We start from the raw sequence: 24,926 nt of genomic DNA, 5'->3' as shown, positions 1-24,926 counted from the left end.
AGTGCGTCGTGCTATCATCAGGGAAGATCGGTTACATCCCCCTAACAAGCTGTTTAAAGAGAATCGCTATCATGACGGACAAATTGACCTCCCTTCGTCAGTTCACCACAGTAGTGGCCGACACCGGAGACATCGCGGCAATGAAGCTGTATCAGCCTCAGGATGCCACAACTAACCCTTCTCTCATTCTTAACGCAGCGCAGATCCCAGAATACCGCAAGCTGATTGATGACGCTGTAGCCTGGGCTAAGCAGCAGAGCAACGACCGCGCACAGCAGATCGTCGACGCGACCGACAAACTGGCAGTAAATATCGGTCTGGAGATCCTGAAACTGGTCCCGGGTCGTATCTCTACTGAAGTTGACGCTCGTCTGTCTTACGACACCGACGCGTCCATCGCGAAAGCAAAACGTCTGATCAAGATGTACAACGACGCTGGCATCAGCAACGATCGCATTCTGATTAAACTGGCTTCAACCTGGCAGGGCATCCGTGCCGCTGAGCAGCTGGAAAAAGAAGGCATCAACTGTAACCTGACTCTGCTGTTCTCCTTCGCGCAGGCACGTGCATGTGCAGAAGCTGGCGTATACCTGATTTCTCCGTTCGTTGGTCGTATTCTTGACTGGTACAAAGCCAACACCGACAAGAAAGAGTATGCACCGGCAGAAGATCCGGGTGTGGTTTCCGTAACGGAAATCTACGAGTACTACAAACAGCACGGTTACGAAACCGTGGTGATGGGGGCGAGCTTCCGTAACATCGGCGAAATCATTGAGCTGGCAGGCTGCGATCGTCTGACGATTGCTCCGGCACTGCTGAAAGAGCTGGCGGAAAGCGAAGGCGCTATCGAACGTAAACTGTCCTTCTCCGGCGAAGTGAAAGCGCGTCCTGCACGCATCACCGAAGCTGAGTTCCTGTGGCAGCACAACCAGGATCCGATGGCTGTAGATAAACTGGCGGACGGTATCCGTAAGTTTGCTGTAGACCAGGGTAAACTGGAAAAAATGATCGGCGATCTGCTGTAATCATTTAAGCGTGGCCCTGATATGGGTCACGCTACCTCTTCTGAAACCTGTCTGTCCTTCCTTTCGCAGTGTATCATTCTGTTTAACGAGACTGTTTAAACGGAATAATCATGAATACTTTACGCATTGGCCTGGTTTCCATTTCTGACCGTGCTTCCAGCGGCGTTTACCAGGATAAAGGTATCCCGGCCCTTGAAGAGTGGCTGGCATCTGCCCTTACCACCCCTTTTGAGCTGCAAACGCGACTGATCCCGGATGAACAGGCGATCATCGAACAGACCTTATGCGAGCTGGTGGATGAAATGAGCTGTCATCTGGTGCTGACTACCGGCGGAACGGGTCCGGCACGTCGCGACGTGACCCCCGATGCTACGCTTGCCGTCGCTGACCGCCAGATGCCAGGCTTTGGCGAACAGATGCGCCAGATAAGTCTGCACTTTGTGCCAACGGCTATTCTCTCCCGCCAGGTCGGTGTGATTCGCAAGCAGGCGTTGATCCTGAATCTGCCTGGGCAGCCGAAATCGATCAAAGAAACGCTGGAAGGCGTGAAAGATGCCGACGGTAAGGTTATCGTACCAGGTATTTTTGCAAGTGTACCGTATTGTATACAGTTGCTGGATGGGCCGTATGTGGAAACCGCACCGGCTATTGTAGCATCTTTTCGTCCTAAAAGCGCAATTCGCGACACAAACGCCTGAAAGTAGCCCGATCGTGACATAAGTGCCAATCACAGTGGAGTATTGAATTGTTTACGATATAGTAATTTTTGCTTTACATGTATCGACAGACAGATTCAATAACTCCACTGACTGATGGTTTGCTATGTCACAACACACTCGATCGCTGAATCGCCAGGATTATAAAACTCTTACGCTTGCTGCCCTCGGCGGCGCGCTTGAGTTTTATGATTTCATTATCTTCGTCTTCTTTGCCGCTGTTGTTGGTGAACTCTTCTTTCCAGCAGACATTCCTGAGTGGCTACGTCAGGTGCAAACCTTCGGCATTTTTGCCGCCGGATATCTGGCGCGTCCGCTGGGTGGCATCATCATGGCGCACTTTGGCGATCTGGTCGGGCGTAAGAAAATGTTCACCCTGAGCATTTTGCTGATGGCGATACCGACGCTGGCGATTGGTCTTTTGCCTACCTACGCCTCAATGGGGATCCTCGCACCGTTGTTGTTACTGCTGATGCGCATTTTGCAAGGCGCTGCCATCGGCGGAGAAGTGCCGGGCGCGTGGGTGTTCGTGGCGGAGCATGTACCGGAGCGCCGCATCGGCATTGCCTGTGGCACGCTGACCGCCGGGCTGACGGTGGGGATTCTGTTGGGGTCGGTGGTTGCGACGCTGGTGAACACCAACCTGACGCAACAGGCGGTGCATGACTACGGCTGGCGTATCCCGTTCCTGTTGGGGGGCGTTTTTGGGCTGGTGGCGATGTACCTGCGTCGCTGGTTGCAGGAAACGCCCATCTTCCTAGAAATGCAGCAGCGTAAAGCACTTGCGCAAGAGCTACCGGTGAAGTCGGTGGTGAGTAAGCATAAAAAAGCGGTGGTTATTTCAATGCTGCTGACCTGGTTGTTATCGGCCGGGATTGTGGTGGTGATCCTGATGTCACCAGTCTGGTTGCAGAAGCAGTATGGCTTTGCACCCGCGCTAACGCTACAGGCCAACAGTGTCGCTACCATTATGCTGTGCGTCGGCTGTCTGCTGGCCGGATTTATTGTCGACCGGGTCGGCGCCAGCAAAACCTTTATTGTCGGCAGCCTGCTGCTGGCCTGTTCGAGCTGGTTTTTCTATCACCTGACCGGCAGCCATCCTCAGCACTTGTTCCTGTTATACGGGCTGGTGGGATTATGCGTTGGCGTGGTCGGCGCAGTGCCTTATGTAATGGTGCGGGCGTTTCCGGCGGAAGTCCGTTTTACCGGTATTTCCTTTTCCTATAACGTCTCATATGCCATTTTTGGTGGTCTGACGCCAATCGCCGTGACGATGTTAATGGGCGTGTCGCCAATGGCTCCGGCCTAGTATGTGCTGGCGTTATCGCTGGTGGGGTTAGGTCTGGGGATTTGGCTGCGACAGGATATTTATCATCGCGATACGAGCGTACAGGGAGAGTTACAGCGTTTGTAAGGAATATCCCCCCTTCAGGGGGGATATTGTCAGATTAGTGCGCTTCACCAATCGGCAGGATGGTACGGCCAAACTGTTCGTTCAGCACTTCACCCATCGCCAGGTAAATGGCGCTTGCACCACACACTAAGCCAACCCAACCCGCTACGTGAATGATTGCTTCGTTACCTGCAATGTTGCCAACGGCCAGCAGGGCGAACAGCACTGTCAGGCTCAGGAACACGAACTGCAGCATGCGCGCGGCTTTCAGCGTACCGAAGAACATGAACAGAGTGAACACGCCCCACAGACCCAGGTAAGCGCCCAGGAACTGACCATTGGTTGCATCCGCGAGGCCCATTTTCGGCATCAGCAGAATCGCAACCAGCGTCAGCCAGAACGAACCGTAGGAGGTAAAGGCGGTTAAACCGAAGGTGTTGCCTTTTTTATATTCCAGAAGACCGGCAAAAATTTGCGCGATACCGCCGTAGAAAATGCCCATCGCCAGAATAATAACGTCTAAAGCGAAGAAACCCGCGTTATGCAGGTTAAGCAGAATGGTGGTCATGCCAAAGCCCATCAGGCCCAGCGGTGCCGGATTAGCCAACTTAGTGTTGCCCATAATTCCTCAAAATCATCATTGATTGAATGGTGAAATAGTTTCCCCGAATAACGATCGCTGTCTTCGGGGCGCGGCATAATAATCAGGGGAGAGGGCACTGTCTATGATCTAACGAAGGGAAAACGAATTATTTTCCCTGTGATGGGCATCACGCTTGTGTGTGGTTGAGCATTCTGCGCAGGCAGGCAATGTGGAGTACAGCCGGGATCGTCACCCGATAAGCGCTGCCGCTCACCGCTTTAACCCCGTTTAAAGCCGCACCTACCGGGCCGCCAAGTCCGGCTCCGCGCAGTAATCCGTGCCCTATTACGCTGACGGCGGCGTGGGTTCGCAGAATTTTGGTTAACTGGCCGGAGAGCAGGTGAGAGACGCCTTTTGCCAGGTGACGATCCTTCAATAATAACGGTAGCAGTTCTTCCAGTTCAGAAACTTTTGCATCGACAGCCTGCAGAAATTCCTGCTTTTGTTCGGCATCCATTTTTTGCCAGGCGTTGCGTAAAAAGTGCTCCAGCAGAGACTGTTCAATTTCGAACGTGGACATCTCTTTATCAGCTTTAATCTTCAGACGCTTCGAAACGTCCAGCAAAATCGCCCGATACAGTTTTCCATGTCCACGGAGTTTATTGGCAATGCTGTCGCCCCCATAATGCTGCAGTTCGCCAGCAATCAGTTGCCAGTTGCGACGGTGCTGTTCCGGATGTCCTTCCATCGATTTAAATAAATCGTTGTGGTTGAGAACGCTCGACAGACGGGCTTTCCCCTTTTCATTATGTGTAAGCAGGCGGGTAATATTGGCGAGCTGCTCCTCGCTGCAATGCTGAAGAAAATCGAGATCGTCGTCATTCAAATAGGTGACATTCATGTTTCTATGGCTTTTGAATAAAAGTATGGGGAATTAGTCGTCGCCGATGATTTTCAGCGTCGCCATATCAGAAGAGTTCACCGTATGGCCGGAGAAGGTAATTTTTTTCACGCAGCGCTTATTGTCGTTGTCGCTATTGATGTTGATCCAATTGGTCGTTTGCCCTTCTTTGATGGAGGAAGGCACGTTCAGACTCTGGCTGGACATGCGGGCAGCTTTGAAATAAACCGATGCACCACTGAGCTGTAAATCACCATGGTCGGCCGTAAGTTGAATGCGTTTCACCACGCGGCAAACGGGAAGTTTCAGCGTCAGATCGTTGGTTTCATTACGAGGCATGGCGATCACGCCGAGGACTTTATGATCGTTAGCGTGTGCGGCGCTGCTCAGCAGCAGGCCCATAAGCAGGCTGGCGGAAAGGATTAATACGGATTTCATGGAATTTCTCTTTGACGGCTGTAAAAGTGTGTCGTTTCAGACCATCTTACCGCTGTCAGAATCATGATTCATGCTTGTAATCTTTTCTTTTTATTACAATTTTTATGTGAATGGCTGTGTTGAATTTATCTGTTTTATGAATTAATTTTGATTTGAGACTATTCGTTTTTTAATCTTTTAGCCTTTTTTCTGCGATTTTATTGCCACAAGGCTAAAAAAAATTTTCATGCCCCCCTTGATGACGTGGGTTACGACCCCATCTTGTAAGCAACCGCAGTGGTGAGTCTGAAAAAAAACGATTCAGGGTAGTTGAAACCGCACGTTTCGCCCTTATTACAGATTCACAACCACATGATGACCGAATTTTTAGTGGAGACGTTTAGATGGGTAAAATTATTGGTATCGACCTGGGTACTACCAACTCTTGTGTAGCGATTATGGATGGCACTACTGCACGTGTGCTGGAGAACGCCGAGGGCGATCGCACCACGCCTTCTATCATTGCTTATACCCAGGATGGTGAAACTCTGGTTGGTCAGCCGGCTAAACGTCAGGCAGTGACAAACCCGCAAAACACCCTGTTTGCGATTAAACGCCTGATTGGCCGCCGCTTCCAGGACGAAGAAGTACAGCGTGATGAAGCCATCATGCCGTACAAAATCATCGGTGCTGACAACGGTGATGCATGGATTGACGTAAAAGGTCAGAAACTGGCACCGCCGCAGATTTCTGCTGAAGTGCTGAAAAAAATGAAGAAAACGGCTGAAGATTACCTGGGTGAGCCGGTAACTGAAGCAGTTATCACCGTACCTGCATACTTTAACGATGCTCAGCGTCAGGCAACTAAAGACGCCGGTCGTATCGCAGGTCTGGAAGTAAAACGTATCATCAACGAACCAACCGCAGCTGCGCTGGCTTACGGTCTGGATAAAGAAGTTGGCAACCGTACTATCGCGGTATATGACCTCGGTGGTGGTACTTTCGATATCTCTATTATCGAAATCGACGAAGTTGACGGCGAAAAAACCTTCGAAGTTCTGGCAACCAACGGTGATACCCACCTGGGTGGTGAAGACTTCGACAGCCGTATGATCAACTACCTGGTTGACGAGTTTAAGAAAGATCAGGGTATCGACCTGCGTAATGACCCGCTGGCGATGCAGCGTCTGAAAGAAGCCGCTGAGAAAGCGAAGATCGAGCTGTCTTCCGCTCAGCAGACCGACGTGAACCTGCCGTACATCACTGCAGACGCGACCGGTCCGAAACACATGAACATCAAAGTGACCCGTGCGAAACTGGAAAGCCTGGTTGAAGACCTGGTTAACCGTTCTATCGAGCCGCTGAAAGTTGCTCTGCAGGATGCTGGCCTGTCCGTATCTGATATCAACGACGTTATCCTCGTTGGTGGTCAGACGCGTATGCCGATGGTGCAGAAGAAAGTCGCTGAGTTCTTCGGTAAAGAACCGCGTAAAGACGTTAACCCGGACGAAGCCGTAGCAATCGGTGCTGCTGTTCAGGGTGGTGTATTGACCGGTGATGTTAAAGACGTGCTGCTGCTGGACGTAACCCCGCTGTCTCTGGGTATCGAAACCATGGGTGGCGTAATGACTCCGCTGATCGCGAAAAACACCACTATCCCGACCAAGCACAGCCAGGTGTTCTCTACCGCTGAAGACAACCAGTCTGCGGTAACCATCCACGTGCTGCAGGGTGAGCGTAAACGCGCTGCTGATAACAAGGATCTGGGTCAGTTTAACCTGGATGGCATCAGCCCGGCTCCGCGCGGTATGCCGCAGATCGAAGTTACTTTTGACATCGATGCCGACGGTATCCTGCACGTTTCCGCGAAAGACAAAAACAGCGGTAAAGAGCAGAAGATCACCATCAAGGCTTCTTCTGGTCTGAACGAAGAGGAAATTCAGAAAATGGTTCGCGAAGCAGAAGCGAACGCAGAATCTGACCGTAAGTTTGAAGAGCTGGTTCAGACCCGTAACCAGGGTGACCATCTGCTGCACAGCACTCGCAAGCAGGTTGAAGAAGCAGGCGACAAACTGCCGGCTGACGACAAAACTGCCATCGAGTCTGCACTGACCGCGCTGGAAACTTCTCTGAAAGGTGAAGATAAAGCGGATATCGAAGCGAAAATGCAGGCGCTGGCACAGGTTTCCCAGAAACTGATGGAAATCGCTCAGCAGCAGCACGCACAGCAACAGGCTGGTGCAGCAGGCGCTGATGCTTCTGCAAATAATGCGAAAGATGACGACGTTGTCGACGCCGAGTTTGAAGAAGTGAAAGACAAAAAATAATCGCCCTTTGAACGGGTAATTACTGGCACGGGCGAAGAGGTTTCCTCTCCGCCCGTGCACGCATGTTAGGGGCAGATAAAAAGAGATGGCTAAGCAAGACTATTACGAGATTTTAGGCGTTTCCAAATCAGCGGAAGAGCGTGAAATCAAAAAGGCCTACAAGCGCCTGGCCATGAAATTTCACCCGGACCGCAACCAGGGTGATAAAGAGGCCGAAGCCAAGTTTAAAGAGATCAAAGAAGCGTACGAGATCCTGACCGATGCGCAAAAACGTGCGGCCTACGATCAGTACGGTCATGCTGCGTTTGAGCAAGGCGGCATGGGCGGCGGCGGCGGTTTTGGCGGCGGGGCTGATTTCAGCGATATCTTTGGTGACGTGTTTGGCGATATCTTTGGCGGCGGTCGTGGTCGTCAGCGCGCCTCACGTGGTGCTGATTTACGTTACAACATGGATCTCACTCTGGAAGAAGCCGTGCGTGGCGTCACCAAAGAGATCCGTATTCCGACGCTGGAAGAGTGTGACGTTTGCCACGGTAGCGGTGCGAAGGCAGGTACTCAGCCGCAAACCTGTCCAACCTGTCACGGTTCCGGCCAGGTGCAGATGCGTCAGGGCTTTTTTGCCGTACAGCAGACCTGTCCACACTGTCAGGGCCGCGGTACGCTGATCAAAGATCCGTGTAACAAATGTCATGGCCATGGTCGCGTTGAGAAAAGCAAAACGCTGTCCGTTAAAATCCCGGCAGGCGTTGATACCGGCGACCGTATCCGTTTGTCTGGTGAAGGCGAAGCCGGTGAGCATGGCGCGCCAGCAGGTGATTTGTACGTTCAGGTGCAGGTAAAACAACACCCAATTTTCGAACGTGAAGGCAATAACCTCTACTGCGAAGTGCCGATTAACTTTGCGATGGCTGCTCTGGGCGGCGAGATTGAAGTCCCGACGCTGGATGGTCGCGTGAAGCTAAAAATTCCGGGCGAAACGCAAACTGGCAAACTTTTCCGCATGCGTGGAAAGGGCGTCAAGTCTGTACGCGGTGGCGCCCAGGGAGACCTGCTGTGCCGCGTGGTAGTGGAAACCCCGGTTGGTTTGAACGACAAGCAGAAGCAGTTGCTGAAAGATCTGCAGGAAAGCTTCGGCGGTCCTACCGGCGAAAACAACAGCCCGCGTTCCAAAAGCTTCTTCGACGGTGTGAAGAAGTTCTTTGACGATCTGACTCGCTAACGACAAGCCAAAAAACTTTCTCGTTTGAAAAAACCGGTATTCCCTTTTAAGGGAATACCGGTTTTTTATTGTCAAGGATAAAAGTGAGTTGGATGGTCTTGAATGTGAGTTTTCTAACATGTCAGGTAAATATATTAGGGGTGGTTTAGTTAGAAGATATTGATGCGCTTACTAACAAATATGAACTTATCATATCTACAGCAACATTATTTGACACATTATTTTAAGCAGTCATTATCTATTCTGATGTGAGATTTACATCACTATCTTGTAATTACATTTGTTTAATATTTATCACCGCAGCGAACCTTCATTCATTGATGAAAAAAATATAATTATGGGGAATAAATTCAATGCCTCGGATAAAGGAAATACTACTGGCTAGTCTTGTATTCGCCACTCCAGCTCTTTTTAGCCAAAATGTACAGGCTCTGGAATATAAAAACTCTTTTGGGTCAATTAACGCTGGTTATGCAGACTGGAATAGCGGTTTTGTGAATGTGCACCGCGGTGAAGTTTGGAAAGCAACGGCTGATTTTGGCGTCAATTTTAGAGAGGCTGAATTCTATTCTTTTATTGAAAGCAACGTATTAAACCATGCAGTGGCGGGCCGTAACCATACCGTCTCTGCTATGACCCATGTGCGTCTTTTTGATTCTAACTATACCTTCTTTGGCAAGATATACGGTCAATGGGACAACTCATGGGGTGACGATCTGGATATGTTTTATGGACTCGGTTATCTGGGGTGGAGTGGAGATTGGGGTTTCTTTAAACCTTATATCGGCTTGCATAACCAATCAGGTGACTATGTATCACCGAAATATGGACAGACCAGTGGATGGAATGGATATGTTATTGGTTGGACTGCTGTTTATAACTTCTCTTTATTTGGTGAAAGCTTTGTTTTATCAGACTGGAATGAAGTCGAGATTGATAGAAATGATGCTTACACGGAGCAGCAATTCGGTCGAAATGGTTTAAATGGAGGATTAACGCTGGCATGGAAGTTTTATCCACGATGGAAGGCATCTGTAACGTATCGTTATTTTGAGAACAAATGAGGTTATGACGGATATGGGGATCAGATGATTTATATGGTCGGATATTCATTTTAATTAAAATTAAAGGAACTGAAATGAAAAGAACAGTCATTGCCAGCATGATTGGGCTGGCACTGTGCGCCGGGAGCACATTACAAACCGCGCAGGCTGCTGCGGATAAACGCCCTAATTTAGTCATCATTCTTGCGGATGATTTGGGTTATGGCGATCTGGCGGTTTATGGTCATCAAATCGTTAAAACACCGAATATCGATAAATTGGCTCAGGATGGTGTGAGATTTACGGATTACTATGCGCCAGCTCCGCTGTGCTCCCCTTCTCGTGCTGGGTTATTGACTGGACGTATGCCGTTCCGCACGGGGATCCGTTCCTGGATCCCGGAAGGGAAAGATGTGGTATTGGGCCGTAATGAGCTGACGATTGCTAATCTGCTGAAAGCGCAAGGCTACGACACGGCGATGATGGGTAAATTACACCTCAATGCCGGCGGTGATCGAACAGACCAACCGCAAGCTAAGGATATGGGGTTTGACTATGGCCTGGTGAATACAGCCGGATTTGTGACCGATTCCACTTTAGATAACGCGAAAGAGCGCCCACGCTATGGCACCGTGCATCCGACCGGATTCGTGCGTAATGGCAAACCGATTGGCAGAGCAGAAACATTTAGCGGTGAACTGGTTAGTTCAGAGGTTGTTAACTGGCTGGATAACAAGAAAGACGATAAACCGTTCTTCTTATACGTTGCATTTACCGAGGTCCATAGCCCGCTGGCCTCACCGAAAAAGTACCTCGATATGTATTCGCAATACATGAGTGCCTACCAGAAACAGCATCCGGATCTGTTCTACGGTGATTGGGCTGATAAACCTTGGCGTGGCACAGGTGAGTATTACGCCAACATCAGTTATATGGATGCTCAGGTTGGTAAAGTAATGGATAAGATAAAGGCAATGGGTGAAGAAGATAACACCATTGTTATCTTTACTAGTGATAACGGACCTGTCACTCGTGAAGCGCGTAAAGTGTATGAGTTAAACCTGGCGGGTGAAACGGATGGTCTTCGCGGCCGTAAAGATAATCTGTGGGAGGGCGGGATCCGCGTTCCGGCAATTATCAAATATGGTAAGCATATTCCGCAGGGAATGGTGACAGATACGCCTGTCTATGGCCTCGACTGGTTGCCGACGCTGGCAAACATGATGAACTTCAAGCTCCCTACCGATCGCACCTATGATGGGCAGTCTTTGATTCCATTGCTGGAACAGAAAACCTTAAAACGTGAAAAACCGCTGATTTTCGGTATCGATATGCCATTCCAGGATGACCCTACTGATGAATGGGCTATTCGTGATGGCGACTGGAAAATGATCATCGATCGTGAGAATAAACCCAAGTACCTCTATAACCTGAAAAAAGATCGTTTCGAGACACTGAACCAGATCGGCAAACAGCCTGATATTGAGAAACAACTCTACGGTAAATTCCTGAAATATAAACAGGATATTGATAACGACTCGTTAATGAAAGCACGCGGTGATAAGCCTACGTCGGTCACCTGGGGCTAATCGAATAATTATAAGAAATACCATGTATGCCACTTAGGGCTCTGCCCGCCTGGCTCAGCGTTTTAGCTCTGAGCCAGGTTCTTTTATTTATAGGCTTGAATGATGATGAGCAGGAAAAGTTGTCAAGTCATGATTAAACCGACGGGTTCGGTATGCAATCTGGATTGTAAATACTGTTTTTACCTGGAGAAAGAGAAGCTCTATCCGCAGAGAAAAGCCAATTACAGGATGTCTGAAGATACGCTTGAATTGTTTATCAAACAGCATATCGCCGCGCAGGATGTGGATGAGGTGATTTTTGCCTGGCAAGGAGGGGAGCCAACGTTGATGGGGCTGCCATTTTTTCGACGGGCGGTCGAACTTCAGCAGATATATGCGGGTGAAAAGACAATAATCAATACGTTCCAGACCAACGGTATTTTGATTGATAACGAATGGGCTATTTTTTTTAAGCAACACGCCTTCCTGGTGGGCGTTTCTATTGATGGTGATGCCGCGTTACATGATGAATGGCGGGTTACTCGTTCGGGTAAACCAACGCATGAGAGAGTTGAACGGGCCGTTAAATGCCTGGTACGCCACGGTGTGGAATTTAATACGCTGACGGTAGTGAATCACACGAATATGCATCACCCATTGCAAGTCTATGACTATCTGAAAAGCATCGGCAGTCGTTATATGCAATTTATTCCGCTTGTCGAAAGAAGCGCTGAAGGAGACGGTATTGGTCTGACGCATCCTGAAGACGGACAAACGAGAATGATGCCGTGGTCGGTTGATTCACTGCAATTTGGTCATTTTCTCAACGCTATTTTTGATGTCTGGATCCGTAACGATATTGGCGATATCGGCATACAGATGTTTGAGCAGACGCTTGCCGCGTGGTGTGGTTTACCGCCGCAGGTATGCGTGTTTGCATCAACCTGCGGTAGCGCATTTGCCATGGAAATGAATGGCGATGTGTATAATTGCGATCATTTTGTCTATCCGCAGAACAAGTTGGGGAATATTCAAGATTCGACGCTGCGCGCGATGAACAATAGCGAACAAAACCGGCAGTTTGGCGAAGATAAAAATCGCACAATGGCACAAGAATGTTACTCCTGCCAATGGCAGTTCGCCTGTTATGGCGGCTGCCCTAAGCACCGCTTCTTGCCGTCAACGTCAGGTAAAAGAAATCACAACTATTTGTGTGCGGGTTATAAGGCGTTTTTCTCTCATACTGCAATGACGATGAGCGCCATGAGAACACTCTATGAAAATGGTTTTTCACCTGTAGAAATAAAATCAGTATTTGCTTGAACGTATCGTATTCGCAGGGAGTGAATATGTTTTCTTGGGTTAATGTCGATAGCTGCAAAACGCCTGGTTGCAAAAATGTGGGCGTGTTGAACAGCCCGGATTACCAACATCAGGGGAGAAATATACTCTGCCGGGCCTGCGGTTTTCTCTTCCCCATTATTTCGGAACGGTCACTCAACCGCTTTCGTCAGTCGGTCAATCAGGCATGGAAAGGGTTGATTAAATCCTGCCCCTATTGCGGGGGGATTTCACTTAAAAAGTACGGTTTTTCCGCGCAAGGAGAACCGCGTATTTACTGTCAGCGCTGTCATAAAACATTTATATCTCCTGTCAGGCAGAAAACAGATGCACGTCAGGGTTATCTCGCCACGCTGATTCAGGAAGGCGCGACACTGGCGGATATTCGCACCACGCTTGCGCTGGATAGCACCGGGTTAAGCCGGGAGTTACGGAAACTCTCTCGCAGTGCAAATCTGGTAGAACGCGAATTTATTTTTCCTACGTTCGATATCACTATGAGCACGCGCGCTTTTCGGATCAAATTTAACGGCGGTGATAGTTTCCTGTATGTGTTGGTCACTGCAGAAGAAAATACCGGTCGAATTGTTGCCGTGACCACAAATTACTCAGCTCATCCCGTAGAAGCTGAGTATCAGTATCATTCTGACTATGAAGAACGCCTGCCTCCCGGTACGTTGGCGCATATTGTGCAACGTAAAGAAGTGATAACGATGCGGCGGGAGATGCTTTTTGATGTGGATTACGGCCCCGCAATATTGCACAAAAATGATCCGGGGATGTTAGTTAAACCCGTTTTACCCGCTTATCGCCATTTCGAGTTGGTTAAAATGCTTACGGATGAACGCTCTCTCAACATTCAGCATTACCTCGATCAGGAATGTTTTATCCTGGGAGGATGCATGATGGCGAATATACAGCATGTTCAGCAAGGGCGTTGTCATATTGCTTTTGTGAGAGAACGCGGAGAATCAGCACCGCAAAAAGATATTCCGCCAAGGCTGTTCCTGGGAGGCGGCATCCGTAATAACGTTTGGCGAACATTCTCCACGCGTGACTACGCGCTGGCGGTATGTAACTTAACGGAGAACCGGAAAACGAGTATGCAGCGCAGCGCCACGCTTGCGAGTGCGACCCGTTTTATCCATTTTATCGATACACATCCTTTTCTGGCACACCTCAACTGTATGTCTCCGGCAAATGTGACGGCAACGCTGGACCATCTCAGATACGCGTTTAATGCGCGACATCACCCAAGTGAAGGTTAACTGATACAGCATTCTCTTATTATAAAGCTCGAGAAAAACGATCTATTCATCATGAATAATCTAATTTTAACGAGCTTTTTGAGGGTGTAAGATAGTATTTACGAAGTATTCACCCAATAGAGAGAATAAAAGTGAAACATCTGCATCGTTTTTTTAGTAGTGACGCCTCGGGGGGCATCATTCTGATCATCGCTGCCGTGGTCGCTATGCTGATGGCAAACATCGGGGTAACCAGTGGATGGTACCACGCCTTTTTGGAAACGCCCGTTCAACTGCGGGTTGGCGCGCTTGAGATCAACAAAAATATGCTGCTGTGGATCAACGACGCGTTGATGGCGGTGTTCTTCCTGTTGATTGGTCTGGAGGTGAAGCGCGAGTTGATGCAAGGCTCGCTGGCCAGCCTGCGTCAGGCAGCGTTTCCGATCATTGCCGCTATCGGGGGCATGATTGTCCCGGCGCTGCTGTACCTGGCATTCAACTATGCCGATCCCATCACCCGTGAAGGGTGGGCGATCCCGGCGGCAACGGATATCGCTTTTGCATTAGGCGTGCTGGCGCTGTTGGGCAGCCGTGTACCGCTGGCGTTGAAAATATTCCTGATGGCGCTGGCGATTATCGATGACCTCGGTGCTATCGTAATTATCGCGCTGTTCTATACCAGCGATCTCTCGCTGTTGTCGCTGGGGGTTGCCGCGTGCGCGATCCTCGTTCTGGCGGCATTGAATCTGTGCGGAGTGAGACGTACCGGGATTTATATTCTGGTTGGCGTGGTGCTGTGGACTGCCGTACTGAAGTCGGGCGTGCATGCAACTTTGGCGGGTGTGATCGTCGGTTTCTTTATTCCGTTGAAGGAAAAACACGGGCGTTCACCGGCGAAGCGACTGGAGCATGTTCTGCATCCATGGGTGGCATACCTGATCCTGCCACTGTTTGCCTTCGCCAACGCGGGCGTTTCACTGCAGGGCGTCACTATTGATGGACTGACCTCGGTATTACCGCTGGGGATCATTGCTGGTTTGTTGATCGGTAAACCGTTGGGTATCAGTCTGTTTTGCTGGCTGGCGTTACGCCTCAAGGTGGCGCAATTGCCAGAGGGAACGAATTTCCAGCAGATTATGGCGGTCGGCATTCTGTGCGGCATTGGCTTTACGATGTCGATTTTTATCGCCAGCCTGGCGTTTGGGAACGTCGATCCTGAGCTGATTAACTGGGCGAAACTGGGGATCCTGATTGGCTCCTTACTGTCGGCGGTAATTGGTTACTGCTGGTTACGCACCCGGTTGAACGCGTCAGCCTGACGGGATAGCCCTATCGTGACAATTTTCAGGGAGAGAGTATGTCTCATATAAACTACAACCACCTGTACTACTTTTGGCATGTCTATAAAGAAGGTTCGGTGGTTGGCGCAGCAGAAGCGCTTTATCTGACACCGCAGACCATTACCGGGCAGATTAAAGCGCTTGAGGAACGCTTGCAGGGAAAGCTGTTCAAGCGCAAGGGGCGTGGGCTGGAGCCCAGTGAGTTAGGCGAATTGGTTTTTCGTTATGCGGATAAGATGTTCACCTTAAGCCAGGAAATGCTGGATATCGTGAACTACCGCAAAGAGTCTAATTTACTGTTTGATGTCGGCGTGGCGGATGCGCTATCGAAGCAACTGGTCAGTAGCGTGCTGGATGCCGCTGTGGTTGAAGATGAACAAATCCATCTGCGTTGTTTTGAGTCAACACACGAGATGCTGTTGGATCAACTCAGCCAGCATAAGCTGGATATGATTATCTCCGATTGTCCGATCGATTCTACACAGCAGGAAGGGCTGTTCTCGGTGCGGATAGGCGAATGCAGCGTGAGTTTTTGGTGTACCAAGCCGCTGCCTGAAAAACCCTTCCCGGCCTGCCTTGAGGAGCGTCGATTACTGATTCCTGGACGTCGTTCAATGCTCGGTCGTAAGCTGCTGAATTGGATCAACTCACAAGGATTGAATGTCGAAATCCTCGGCGAGTTTGATGATGCTGCGCTGATGAAAGCGTTTGGCGCAACGCATAATGCCATTTTCGTTGCGCCTACGCTGTATTCACACAATTTCTATGCCGATGATTCTATTGTTGAAATTGGACGCGTAGAGAATGTGATGGAGGAGTATCACGCCATATTTGCGGAAAGGATGATCCAGCATCCGGCGGTGCAGCGTATTTGCAATGCGGACTACTCAGCACTGTTCAAGTCGCCACAGGTCTAAACGCCTTCATGTTGCCGGCTGCGGTGTACTAACCGCAGCCGGACTTTGACTACAGTTTCAACATATTACGATACTGCCCGCCTTCGCGGATAAATACCGGAATTCTGTTCAGGGGAGCGTCATAGCACAGCGTTTGTCCTCCCTGATAGCTCTCGCCGGTTGCAAGATCCGTCCATGTTTCACCTTCCGGTAGCCAAACGTCACGCTCGCGCATGCCTTCAAGCATGACGGGCGCAACCAGCAGATCGGGGCCAAAACAGTACTGGTCGGTAATCTCCCAACTCCTTGTCTGTTCTGGGAATTCAAAAAACAGGGTGCGCATAACCGGGGCATTGCGTTCGTGTGTTTCCGCCATCACCGCTTTGATGTACGGCCTTAACTTTTCTCGCAACGTCAGACAGCCAGTCAACACTTCGCACACCTCTTCACCATAGCTCCACACTTCGTTTGCAGCACCGGTCGGACACTGGGCAATACCATCACGGTAAGGATGTTCTGGTAAAATCTGCGGATCGCGGTTGCCGTGCAGGCGCATCACTGGGCTAAACACGCCCCACTGGAACCAGCGAATCAGCAACTCATGAAAGTGTGGGTCGTGAATATTGCCGCCATGAAAGCCGCCAATATCTGTTGTCCACCACGGGATACCTGCAATCCCCATGTTCATCCCGGCGGCAAACTGATTGCGCAGAGAACGAAACGATGAGTGGATATCACCTGACCAGACCAGCGCGCCGTATTTCTGACTTCCGGCCCAGGCGCAGCGCAGCAGGTTGATCACCTGGTCTTCGCCATCGGCTTTCATGCCGTCAAAAAAGGTTTTGGCGTACATTCGCGGGTAGATATTGCCCACTTCCAGCACCGGTCCGGCGTGGTAGCGATAATTATCGTAGTCGTAAACGCTGAACTCCGGCTCGGCTTCGTCAAGCCAGAAGAGCTTCACGCCTTTATCGTAATAGTTGCGTTTTGCTTTACCCCAGACGTAGTCGCGAGCGTCGGGATGGGTGGCATCAAAGAAAGTGGTATTGCCGAGGAAATCCATATTAATCGGCAATCCGCGCTCTGTTTGCACCAGCCAGCCGTTTTCGCGCATCTCCCGATAACTCTCGGTTCGGCTATCCACGGTTGGCCAGACGGAGACCATTAGCTCAATACCCAGCGATTTTAGCTCGGCGATCATGGCATCGGGATCGGGCCAGTCCCGCGAGTCGAACATCCAGTCCCCCTGATTTGGCCAGTGGAAGAAATCGATCACGATTACCGAGATGGGGAGATTGCGCCGTTTGTACTCGCGGGCGACGGCGAGCAACTCCTCCTGAGTGCGATAACGTAACTTGCACTGCCAGAAGCCCATGGCGTAATCCGGCATCATCGGCGGCGTGCCCGTGGCGAGCGCATACGCCCGGCTAATTTCTGCCGGGGTATCGCCAGCGGTGATCCAGTAGTCCAACTGCTCGCTGATTTGAGCTTCCCACTCGGTCACGTTGTGGGCGAATGTCACGCGGCCGACCGCCGGATTGTTCCATAAAAATCCGTAGCCCAGGCTTGAGAGCATAAAGGGCACCGAGGCCTGAGAGTTGCGCTGGGCCAGTTCGAGCACGCATCCTTTGAGATCCAGATTGGCCTGCTGATATTGGCCCATGCCGTAAATTTTTTCCCCTTCGGTGGCTTCGAAGCGGGCTTTAAGTGAATATTTCCCACCCTGAATAGGGCGGAATTCGCGTCCCTCAAGGTTGAGTGCGCTGACGTACTGGCCGTGAGAAGATTCATCCTCGCCAATTTCGCCCCGCAGGCGCCAGAACTCCTGCAACAGGGGTTTGTGTGGATGACGGTAAAAGGTAACTTGTCCTTTTTGATTGACGATAGCGATAATTTTGCCGTTGGTCAGTGTCGCCTGGTGGTGTTCATAATCGATGTGGCAGTGGCTTTCTGCGACTGGCTCAGTCAATGCCCAGTCTTCATTTCTCATTACCGGCAGATGACGACCACTGCGTACGCGCAGGCTGTTCTCGCCCCAGGGTTCAATCCACAAATAGCGATCGTTTTGCTGCCAGACCAGACGACGCGGGTCATGTTGCACAAATGGCATGGTGGTGCCTCCCATATTTTGAGGGTAAAGATTAAGAAAGTTATTGGGTGATGGTTTCCAGATCGTGGCGAATCGTCTCTTCCATTGCTTCGTACTTACGGAAGAAAAGTAGCGGGATCGCCGCGAGTGCGAAGAGTAGGGCTGGCGCCCAGATAAAGGCCCAGGTAATGCCTTCCAGGCCCGCAGCGCTTTGGGCATGGTTCGGGACATAGCCAAAACTGTTTATGATCCAGGCGGCGAAAGCGGTACCCAGACCACTGCCCATCTTGATGCAGAAAGTACTGCCGAAGGCGATAAGAATGCCCGTGGCCTTGATGCCCGTTTTCCAGGCACCGAAGTCTACGGCAAAGCCCAACATGGCAAACGGCATTGAGCAGGCGATTCCGCTACCGATATTGCCGAGCACCCAGGCCGCGATGAGGAAAGGTATGTTGTCCGCCGCCAGCCACATCAAGACGCCGCCGAACGTGGCGATCAGCAAGCCACCTACCCATATCCAGGTTTTAGCCAGGAATTTGCTAAAGAAAGGGATGGCGATGATGAACAGGATCTGAATCGTCGCCAGACTGTTAATCAGCGGAACCAGGTCTTTGCGATCGAGGTTGTAGGTCAGATAATAAACAATGGTTGTGGACCGCTGTTGCAGGGCAATCCAGAAGATCAGATTGGCCAGCACCATCAGGATCCATGGCCAGTTACCTTTCATTGCCGTGAAACTTTTTTTCATCGGCAGTTTTGGTTCTTGCTGTATTTTATCCGCATCCATTTCGCGGATATTTTTAAAGGCGAAAAGCGTTAGCGAACAGGATATTGCAGCAAACAGAATCGCCGTGTAAATAAATCCGGCATGATCATTTCCGTTACCTAAAAATGCAACCAGGGGTAATGCTGTGGCATTCATTAATAAAACCCCAATTTGTCCCCCGGTCATTCTCCAGGAATTTAATACCAGCCGTTCCTTAGGGGACAGAGTCATTAGAGGTAATATTGCGCTGAGCGGTGTGTTGAGTCCGGTAAATAAAATGCTGGCAATCATGTAGGATATTGCTGCATATATGGCTTTTCCTGTCATGCTGATATCTGGAGACCAAAATGACAGCGCGCTGAATACACCAAAAGGCAGCGGTAGCCATAAGAACCAGGGACGACATTTACCGTAACGTGAACGTGTTTTATCGATAATGATCCCCCAGATTGGGGCATCTATACCATCTACGATACGCGCCAACAGCAGGATGACACCTGCTACGGCGAGACTAATACCCGCAACGTCAGTGTAGAAATATAAGATATAGGTTGAGCCGAAACAGTACAGTAGATTACCTGCTACATCCAAAGAGCCGTAGCTAATACGCTGTAGTAAAGATAATGATGCTGACCCGCAAGACTGGGTATCCTCAATAACAGAACTCATAATAATAACTCCGATATTGGTGCGATACGCCCAGAAAAACAACTTTTACTTTCCAAGCAAGTTTTAAATATTATTTTTTATGTCGTTACTGAATTTAACCTCAGATTAAAATGAGTGAGTAAGGTGTACATGGAAAGTAGTTGACCCTACCGCAGCAATCAATTATCAAATCTTACATCAGGATTGCGTTTATTCGTTTTTGAATGAGCGATGTTTCTATTTGCTAAGGTGGTCACAGTTTTTTTAATAATGAAATAAAAAAAGGAAAACAGTGAAAGAAAATAACTTTCAAGTATTACGCGACGCGACTAACTAAGGGAGGGATAGCTGAAAAAACAGGCTGGTCAGGAAGAGCGTGGGCGAGTGAGAACAACATCAGTGGTTGAAGAGAAAAACGCCAGATAGCAGGCATAAAAAAACCCGCTTGCGCGGGTTTTTTCACAAAGCGTCAACAAGCAGGCGATTAAGCCAGTTTGTTGATCTGTGCAGTCAGGTTTGCTTTATGACGTGCAGCTTTGTTTTTGTGGATCAGACCTTTAGCAGCCTGACGGTCCACGATTGGTTGCATTTCGTTAAATGCTTTCAGTGCAGTAGCTTTGTCGCCAGCTTCGATAGCTGCGTATACTTTCTTGATGAAAGTACGCATCATAGAGCGACGGCTAGCGTTGTGCTTGCGGGCCTTTTCAGACTGAACGGCGCGCTTCTTAGCTGATTTGATATTAGCCAAGGTCCAACTCCCAAATGTGTTCTATATGGACAATTCAAAGGCCGAGGAATATGCCCTTTTAGCCTTCTTTTGTCAATGGATTTGTGCAAATAAGCGCCGTTTAAATTCCAGCACTCGTTGCGTAGTGATGGCGCAGGATTCTACCAGCTTGCGTGGCGTGAATACAGCTTTTCGACGAGAAAAATTGCATTGGTGTGCCCGTGAAGGGCGTCAATTTGTTTCATAACAATGAAAACCATCCTCTTTCTGTTTCGTAGAAACAATCGCCGGTTAACCTTGACCGCGGTACAGGGTATACTTTCACGATTTTCACTGTTTTGAGCCAGACATGAAGCTGATACGAGGCATACATAATCTCAGCCAGGCCCCGCATGGGTGTGTGCTGACTATTGGTAATTTCGACGGTGTGCACCGTGGCCACCGTGCGTTGCTGCAAGGCTTACGGGAAGAAGGGCGCAAACGCAATTTACCGGTGGTGGTAATGATTTTCGAGCCACAGCCGCTGGAACTGTTTGCGACGGACAAGTCACCTGCGCGCCTTACCCGCCTGCGGGAAAAACTGCGTTATCTGGCCGAATGCGGTGTGGACTACGTGCTGTGTGTGCGTTTTGACAGGCGTTTCGCCGCATTAACGGCGCAGACCTTCATCAGCGACCTGCTGGTGAAGCGCCTTGGTGTACAATTTCTTGCCGTTGGCGATGATTTCCGCTTTGGCGCTAGCCGTGCGGGCGATTTCTTGTTATTACAGGAAGCGGGCGCTGAGTATGGTTTTGATATCACCAGCACCCAAACCTTCTGTGAAGGCGGTGTGCGTATCAGCAGCACCGCAGTACGTCAGGCGCTGGCCGAAGATAACCTGCAACTGGCCGAAAGCCTGCTTGGGCATCCTTTTACTATCTCAGGACGCGTCGTTCACGGTGATGAGTTAGGGCGCACCATCGGTTTTCCGACGGCAAACTTACCGCTTCGTCGTCAGGTTTCTCCGGTGAAAGGTGTTTATGCGGTTGAAGTGATGGGACTGGGTGACAAACCGTTGCCCGGCGTCGCCAACATCGGCACCCGCCCGACGGTAGCAGGCGTACGCCAGCAGTTGGAAGTGCATCTATTGGACGTTGTAATGGACCTGTATGGTCGCCATATAGATGTAGTACTGCGTAAAAAAATACGCAGCGAACAGCGATTTGCCTCGCTGGATGAACTAAAAGCGCAGATTGCGCGTGATGAGTTGACTGCCCGTGAATTTTTTGGGCTAACAAAACCGGCTTAATGCCTATACGAGTTTTAAATACGGAACCGAGAATCTGATGAGTGACTATAAATCAACCCTGAATTTGCCGGAAACAGGGTTCCCGATGCGCGGCGATCTCGCCAAGCGCGAACCGGGAATGCTGGCGCGTTGGACTGATGATGACCTGTACGGCATCATTCGTGCGGCCAAAAAAGGCAAAAAAACCTTCATTCTGCATGATGGCCCTCCTTATGCGAATGGCAGCATTCATATTGGTCACTCGGTTAATAAGATTCTGAAAGACATTATCGTGAAGTCCAAAGGACTCACGGGCTATGACTCGCCGTACGTTCCGGGCTGGGACTGCCACGGTCTGCCGATCGAGCTGAAAGTAGAGCAGGAATACGGCAAGCCGGGCGAGAAGTTCACCGCTGCTGAGTTCCGCGCCAAGTGCCGTGAATACGCAGCGACCCAGGTTGATGGTCAGCGTAAAGACTTTATCCGTCTTGGCGTACTGGGCGACTGGTCGCATCCGTACCTGACCATGGACTTCAAAACTGAAGCCAACATCATTCGTGCGCTGGGTAAAATCATCGGCAACGGTCACCTGCACAAAGGTGCGAAGCCGGTACACTGGTGCGTTGACTGCCGTTCCGCGCTGGCGGAAGCGGAAGTTGAGTATTATGACAAAACCTCCCCGTCCATCGACGTGGCGTTCCACGCTGCCGATCAGGATGCGGTGAAAGCGAAATTTGGCGTTTCTGACGTCAACGGCCCGATCTCTCTGGTTATCTGGACCACTACCCCGTGGACGTTACCGGCGAACCGCGCAATCTCTCTGGCACCTGATTTTGACTATGCGCTGGTGCAGATTGACGGCCAGGCTGTGATTCTGGCGAAAGATCTGGTTGAAAGCGTCATGCAGCGTATTGGCGCGGCTGAATACACCATTCTCGGCACCGTGAAAGGCGCTGAGCTGGAACTGCTGCGCTTTACCCATCCGTTTATGGGCTTTGACGTGCCGGCTATCCTTGGCGATCACGTTACGCTGGACGCGGGTACCGGTGCGGTCCATACCGCTGGCGGTCACGGTCCGGATGACTACGTCATCAGCCAGAAATACGGTCTGGAAATCGCTAACCCGGTTGGCCCGGACGGCGCATACCTGGCGGGTACCTATCCGGATCTGGACGGTGTAAACGTTTTTAAAGCCAACGACAAAATCGTTGCGCTGCTGAGCGAAAAAGGCGCGCTGCTGCACGTTGAGAAGATGCAGCACAGCTACCCATGCTGCTGGCGTCACAAGTCACCGATCATCTTCCGTGCGACCCCGCAGTGGTTCGTCAGCATGGATCAGAAAGGCCTGCGCGCGCAGTCGCTGAAAGAGATCAAAGGCGTACAGTGGATCCCGGACTGGGGCCAGGCGCGTATTGAATCGATGGTTGCCAACCGTCCTGACTGGTGTATCTCCCGTCAGCGTACGTGGGGTGTGCCGATGTCTCTGTTTGTTCACAAAGACACCGAAGAGCTGCATCCGCGCGCTATCGAACTGATGGAAGAAGTGGCTAAACGCGTTGAAGTTGACGGCATCCAGGCGTGGTGGGATCTCGATCCGAAAGATATCCTCGGCGACGAAGCTGACCAGTATGTCAAAGTCCCGGATACGCTGGACGTGTGGTTCGACTCCGGTTCAACCCACTCATCCGTCGTGGATGTGCGTCCTGAGTTTGCGGGCCATGCGGCAGATATGTATCTGGAAGGTTCTGACCAGCACCGTGGCTGGTTCATGTCTTCCTTGATGATCTCCACCGCCATGAAAGGCAAAGCACCTTATCGCCAGGTACTGACCCACGGTTTCACCGTTGATGGTCAGGGCCGTAAGATGTCCAAATCTATCGGTAACACCGTTTCTCCGCAGGACGTGATGAACAAACTGGGCGCGGATATTCTGCGTCTGTGGGTTGCTTCTACCGATTACACCGGTGAAATGGCCGTTTCTGACGAAATCCTGAAACGTGCTGCCGACAGCTATCGTCGTATCCGTAACACCGCGCGCTTCCTGCTGGCGAACCTGAACGGGTTCGATCCGGTTAAAGACATGGTGAAACCGGAAGAGATGGTGGTGCTGGATCGTTGGGCGGTAGGTTGTGCGCAAGCGGCGCAGGACGAAATCCTGAAAGCCTATGAAGCCTATGACTTCCACGAAGTGGTACAGCGCCTGATGCGCTTCTGCTCCGTAGAAATGGGTTCGTTCTACCTCGACATCATCAAAGACCGTCAGTACACCGCGAAAGCGGACAGCGTGGCGCGTCGTAGCTGCCAGACTGCGCTGTTCCATATTGCAGAAGCGCTGGTTCGTTGGATGGCGCCGATCATGTCCTTCACCGCCGATGAAATCTGGGGCTACCTGCCGGGCGATCGTGAGAAGTACGTCTTTACCGGTGAATGGTACGAAGGTCTGTTTGGCTTAGCCGAAACCGAAGCGATGAACGATGCCTACTGGGACGAGCTGCTGAAAGTGCGCGGCGAAGTGAACAAGGTTATCGAGCAGGCGCGTGCGGATAAGAAAGTCGGCGGTTCTCTGGAAGCGGCAGTGACCCTGTACGCTGAACCTGAGCTGGCGGCGAAACTGACCGCGCTGGGTGAAGAGTTGCGTTTTGTACTGCTGACCTCTGGTGCGACGGTTGCGGATTATGCGGCTGCTCCTGCTGATGCTCAGCAGAGCGAACTGCTCAAAGGTCTGAAAATCGTACTGAGCAAAGCCGAAGGTGAGAAATGCCCGCGCTGCTGGCATTACACTACCGACGTCGGCCAGGTGGCGGAACATGCAGATATCTGCGGACGCTGTGTCAGCAACATCGCCGGTGATGGCGAACAACGTAAGTTTGCCTGATGAGTAAGCCTCTTTGTTCAACAGGACTACGCTGGCTGTGGCTGGTGGTAGTCGTGCTGATTATCGATTTAGGCAGCAAATACCTGATCCTCCAGAACTTTGCTCTGGGGGATACGGTGTCGCTGTTTCCGTCGCTTAATCTGCACTACGCGCGTAACTATGGTGCGGCGTTTAGTTTCTTAGCTGACAGCGGTGGCTGGCAACGTTGGTTCTTTGCCGGTATCGCTATCGGTATTTGCGTCATCCTGATGGTGATGATGTATCGCTCGAAGGCGACGCAGAAGCTGAACAACATCGCGTATGCGTTAATCATTGGCGGTGCGCTGGGCAACTTGTTCGATCGCCTGTGGCACGGCTTTGTGGTTGATATGATTGACTTTTACGTCGGCGACTGGCATTTCGCGACCTTCAATCTGGCCGATACAGCTATTTGTATCGGGGCGGCATTGATTGTTCTCGAAGGCTTCCTGCCGTCGAAAGAGAAAAAAGCCGCATAAAAAAATGCCGGATGGCGCTATGCTAATCCGGCCTACAATTT

General features: G+C 50.6%; 19 protein-coding genes and 2 pseudogenes. 15 read left to right on the top strand and 6 right to left on the bottom strand.

The features are described from left to right. Window positions 1-71: 71 nt before the first annotated feature. The 3 genes and pseudogenes from tal to OGV74_RS21995 all read left to right on the top strand — a co-directional run bounded on the left by tal (window position 72) and on the right by OGV74_RS21995 (window position 3,155). Entirely contained in the window at window positions 72-1,025 is a 954-nt protein-coding gene (tal, locus tag OGV74_RS22005; protein WP_003018974.1) for a transaldolase, read from the top strand. Window positions 1,026-1,135: 110 nt separating this feature from the next. Continuing rightward, window positions 1,136-1,723 carry a molybdopterin adenylyltransferase gene (gene mog, locus OGV74_RS22000; RefSeq protein WP_048219756.1) on the top strand — a complete coding sequence of 196 codons (588 nt, stop codon included), beginning with the start codon at window positions 1,136-1,138 and terminating at the stop codon, window positions 1,721-1,723. A gap of 124 nt (window positions 1,724-1,847) precedes the next feature. Then, window positions 1,848-3,155: pseudogene (locus OGV74_RS21995) on the top strand (MFS transporter). Window positions 3,156-3,189: 34 nt separating this feature from the next. On the opposite strand, the gene satP reads toward OGV74_RS21995, so the two are convergent. The 3 genes from satP to OGV74_RS21980 form a co-directional block, all read right to left on the bottom strand. Continuing rightward, window positions 3,190-3,756 carry an acetate uptake transporter gene (gene satP / locus OGV74_RS21990; protein WP_003018969.1) on the bottom strand — a complete coding sequence of 189 codons (567 nt, stop codon included), beginning with the start codon at window positions 3,754-3,756 and terminating at the stop codon, window positions 3,190-3,192. A gap of 148 nt (window positions 3,757-3,904) precedes the next feature. After that, window positions 3,905-4,618: an acidic protein MsyB gene (gene msyB / locus OGV74_RS21985; RefSeq protein ID WP_286521549.1), complete on the bottom strand. Its 714-nt coding sequence runs from the start codon at window positions 4,616-4,618 to the stop codon at window positions 3,905-3,907. 33 nt (window positions 4,619-4,651) lie between these two features. Next, a complete protein-coding gene (locus OGV74_RS21980) occupies window positions 4,652-5,056 on the bottom strand; it encodes a DUF2541 family protein (RefSeq protein ID WP_086504873.1) in 405 nt (134 codons plus the stop codon). A 383-nt stretch (window positions 5,057-5,439) separates the two neighbouring features. Here OGV74_RS21980 and dnaK point away from each other — a divergent pair, with 383 nt between their 5' ends. From dnaK to nhaR, 8 genes are all read left to right on the top strand, one after another. After that, window positions 5,440-7,362, top strand: coding sequence for a molecular chaperone DnaK (gene dnaK, locus OGV74_RS21975; RefSeq protein WP_003018959.1), 1,923 nt, complete (start codon window positions 5,440-5,442; stop codon window positions 7,360-7,362). 85 nt (window positions 7,363-7,447) lie between these two features. Further along, a complete protein-coding gene (gene dnaJ, locus OGV74_RS21970) occupies window positions 7,448-8,581 on the top strand; it encodes a molecular chaperone DnaJ (protein ID WP_086504874.1) in 1,134 nt (377 codons plus the stop codon). A 353-nt stretch (window positions 8,582-8,934) separates the two neighbouring features. Next, the gene (locus tag OGV74_RS21965; RefSeq protein WP_286521546.1) at window positions 8,935-9,645 is read left to right on the top strand and encodes an outer membrane protein OmpK; all 711 of its coding nucleotides are present in this window, start codon (window positions 8,935-8,937) and stop codon (window positions 9,643-9,645) included. Window positions 9,646-9,719: 74 nt separating this feature from the next. After that, window positions 9,720-11,213 (top strand): sulfatase family protein, encoded by a 1,494-nt coding sequence (locus tag OGV74_RS21960; RefSeq protein WP_286521544.1) that lies wholly within the window; start codon window positions 9,720-9,722, stop codon window positions 11,211-11,213. A gap of 102 nt (window positions 11,214-11,315) precedes the next feature. Continuing rightward, window positions 11,316-12,515, top strand: a complete 1,200-nt coding sequence (locus OGV74_RS21955) for an anaerobic sulfatase maturase (protein WP_071696634.1) — start codon at window positions 11,316-11,318, stop codon at window positions 12,513-12,515. A 26-nt stretch (window positions 12,516-12,541) separates the two neighbouring features. After that, window positions 12,542-13,801 carry an IS1/IS1595 family N-terminal zinc-binding domain-containing protein gene (locus tag OGV74_RS21950; RefSeq protein WP_086504875.1) on the top strand — a complete coding sequence of 420 codons (1,260 nt, stop codon included), beginning with the start codon at window positions 12,542-12,544 and terminating at the stop codon, window positions 13,799-13,801. A 131-nt stretch (window positions 13,802-13,932) separates the two neighbouring features. Next, the gene (nhaA, locus tag OGV74_RS21945; RefSeq protein ID WP_003018952.1) at window positions 13,933-15,099 is read left to right on the top strand and encodes a Na+/H+ antiporter NhaA; all 1,167 of its coding nucleotides are present in this window, start codon (window positions 13,933-13,935) and stop codon (window positions 15,097-15,099) included. Window positions 15,100-15,137: 38 nt separating this feature from the next. After that, a complete protein-coding gene (gene nhaR, locus OGV74_RS21940) occupies window positions 15,138-16,037 on the top strand; it encodes a transcriptional activator NhaR (RefSeq protein WP_003018949.1) in 900 nt (299 codons plus the stop codon). Between the two features lie 49 nt (window positions 16,038-16,086). On the opposite strand, the gene OGV74_RS21935 is transcribed toward nhaR, so the two are convergent. The 3 genes from OGV74_RS21935 to rpsT form a co-directional block, all read right to left on the bottom strand. Beyond that, window positions 16,087-18,126 carry a glycoside hydrolase family 31 protein gene (locus tag OGV74_RS21935; protein WP_286521541.1) on the bottom strand — a complete coding sequence of 680 codons (2,040 nt, stop codon included), beginning with the start codon at window positions 18,124-18,126 and terminating at the stop codon, window positions 16,087-16,089. A 40-nt stretch (window positions 18,127-18,166) separates the two neighbouring features. Then, complete coding sequence (locus OGV74_RS21930) at window positions 18,167-19,540, bottom strand: MFS transporter (RefSeq protein ID WP_086504988.1); 1,374 nt, start codon at window positions 19,538-19,540, stop codon at window positions 18,167-18,169. A 463-nt stretch (window positions 19,541-20,003) separates the two neighbouring features. Continuing rightward, entirely contained in the window at window positions 20,004-20,267 is a 264-nt protein-coding gene (gene rpsT, locus OGV74_RS21925) for a 30S ribosomal protein S20 (RefSeq protein ID WP_003018940.1), read from the bottom strand. A gap of 117 nt (window positions 20,268-20,384) precedes the next feature. On the opposite strand from rpsT, the pseudogene OGV74_RS21920 reads away from it, so the two are divergent. The 4 genes and pseudogenes from OGV74_RS21920 to lspA all read left to right on the top strand — a co-directional run bounded on the left by OGV74_RS21920 (window position 20,385) and on the right by lspA (window position 24,885). Beyond that, window positions 20,385-20,588 (top strand): annotated as a pseudogene (locus tag OGV74_RS21920) (DUF2575 domain-containing protein). A gap of 7 nt (window positions 20,589-20,595) precedes the next feature. Next, window positions 20,596-21,534 (top strand): bifunctional riboflavin kinase/FAD synthetase, encoded by a 939-nt coding sequence (ribF, locus tag OGV74_RS21915; RefSeq protein WP_003837336.1) that lies wholly within the window; start codon window positions 20,596-20,598, stop codon window positions 21,532-21,534. Window positions 21,535-21,571: 37 nt separating this feature from the next. Then, window positions 21,572-24,388 carry an isoleucine--tRNA ligase gene (gene ileS, locus OGV74_RS21910; protein WP_086504877.1) on the top strand — a complete coding sequence of 939 codons (2,817 nt, stop codon included), beginning with the start codon at window positions 21,572-21,574 and terminating at the stop codon, window positions 24,386-24,388. Next, on the top strand, window positions 24,388-24,885 hold the full coding sequence (gene lspA / locus OGV74_RS21905; protein ID WP_003018932.1) for a signal peptidase II: 498 nt from the start codon (window positions 24,388-24,390) through the stop codon (window positions 24,883-24,885). Before ileS ends, lspA begins: the two co-directional genes overlap by 1 nt. Window positions 24,886-24,926 lie beyond the last annotated feature (41 nt).

Origin of the sequence: Citrobacter sp. Cf116, from assembly GCF_030336505.1 — a bacterium.
Lineage (GTDB): Bacteria > Pseudomonadota > Gammaproteobacteria > Enterobacterales > Enterobacteriaceae > Citrobacter > Citrobacter freundii.
This window is presented reverse-complemented; position numbering and strand designations above follow the sequence as displayed.

Excerpts from the sequence above, each read along its gene's own strand:
- nhaR (WP_003018949.1), top strand. The coding sequence starts at position 15,138 with ATGTCTCATATAAACTACAACCACCTGTACTACTTTTGGCATGTCTAT.
- lspA (WP_003018932.1), top strand. The coding sequence starts at position 24,388 with ATGAGTAAGCCTCTTTGTTCAACAGGACTACGCTGGCTGTGGCTGGTG.
- satP (WP_003018969.1), bottom strand. The coding sequence starts at position 3,756 with ATGGGCAACACTAAGTTGGCTAATCCGGCACCGCTGGGCCTGATGGGC.
- dnaK (WP_003018959.1), top strand. The coding sequence starts at position 5,440 with ATGGGTAAAATTATTGGTATCGACCTGGGTACTACCAACTCTTGTGTA.
- OGV74_RS21960 (WP_286521544.1), top strand. The coding sequence starts at position 9,720 with ATGAAAAGAACAGTCATTGCCAGCATGATTGGGCTGGCACTGTGCGCC.
- OGV74_RS21980 (WP_086504873.1), bottom strand. The coding sequence starts at position 5,056 with ATGAAATCCGTATTAATCCTTTCCGCCAGCCTGCTTATGGGCCTGCTG.
- OGV74_RS21935 (WP_286521541.1), bottom strand. The coding sequence starts at position 18,126 with ATGCCATTTGTGCAACATGACCCGCGTCGTCTGGTCTGGCAGCAAAAC.
- mog (WP_048219756.1), top strand. The coding sequence starts at position 1,136 with ATGAATACTTTACGCATTGGCCTGGTTTCCATTTCTGACCGTGCTTCC.
- OGV74_RS21950 (WP_086504875.1), top strand. The coding sequence starts at position 12,542 with ATGTTTTCTTGGGTTAATGTCGATAGCTGCAAAACGCCTGGTTGCAAA.
- tal (WP_003018974.1), top strand. The coding sequence starts at position 72 with ATGACGGACAAATTGACCTCCCTTCGTCAGTTCACCACAGTAGTGGCC.
- msyB (WP_286521549.1), bottom strand. The coding sequence starts at position 4,618 with ATGAATGTCACCTATTTGAATGACGACGATCTCGATTTTCTTCAGCAT.
- ribF (WP_003837336.1), top strand. The coding sequence starts at position 20,596 with ATGAAGCTGATACGAGGCATACATAATCTCAGCCAGGCCCCGCATGGG.
- OGV74_RS21955 (WP_071696634.1), top strand. The coding sequence starts at position 11,316 with ATGATGAGCAGGAAAAGTTGTCAAGTCATGATTAAACCGACGGGTTCG.
- ileS (WP_086504877.1), top strand. The coding sequence starts at position 21,572 with ATGAGTGACTATAAATCAACCCTGAATTTGCCGGAAACAGGGTTCCCG.
- dnaJ (WP_086504874.1), top strand. The coding sequence starts at position 7,448 with ATGGCTAAGCAAGACTATTACGAGATTTTAGGCGTTTCCAAATCAGCG.
- OGV74_RS21930 (WP_086504988.1), bottom strand. The coding sequence starts at position 19,540 with ATGAGTTCTGTTATTGAGGATACCCAGTCTTGCGGGTCAGCATCATTA.
- OGV74_RS21965 (WP_286521546.1), top strand. The coding sequence starts at position 8,935 with ATGCCTCGGATAAAGGAAATACTACTGGCTAGTCTTGTATTCGCCACT.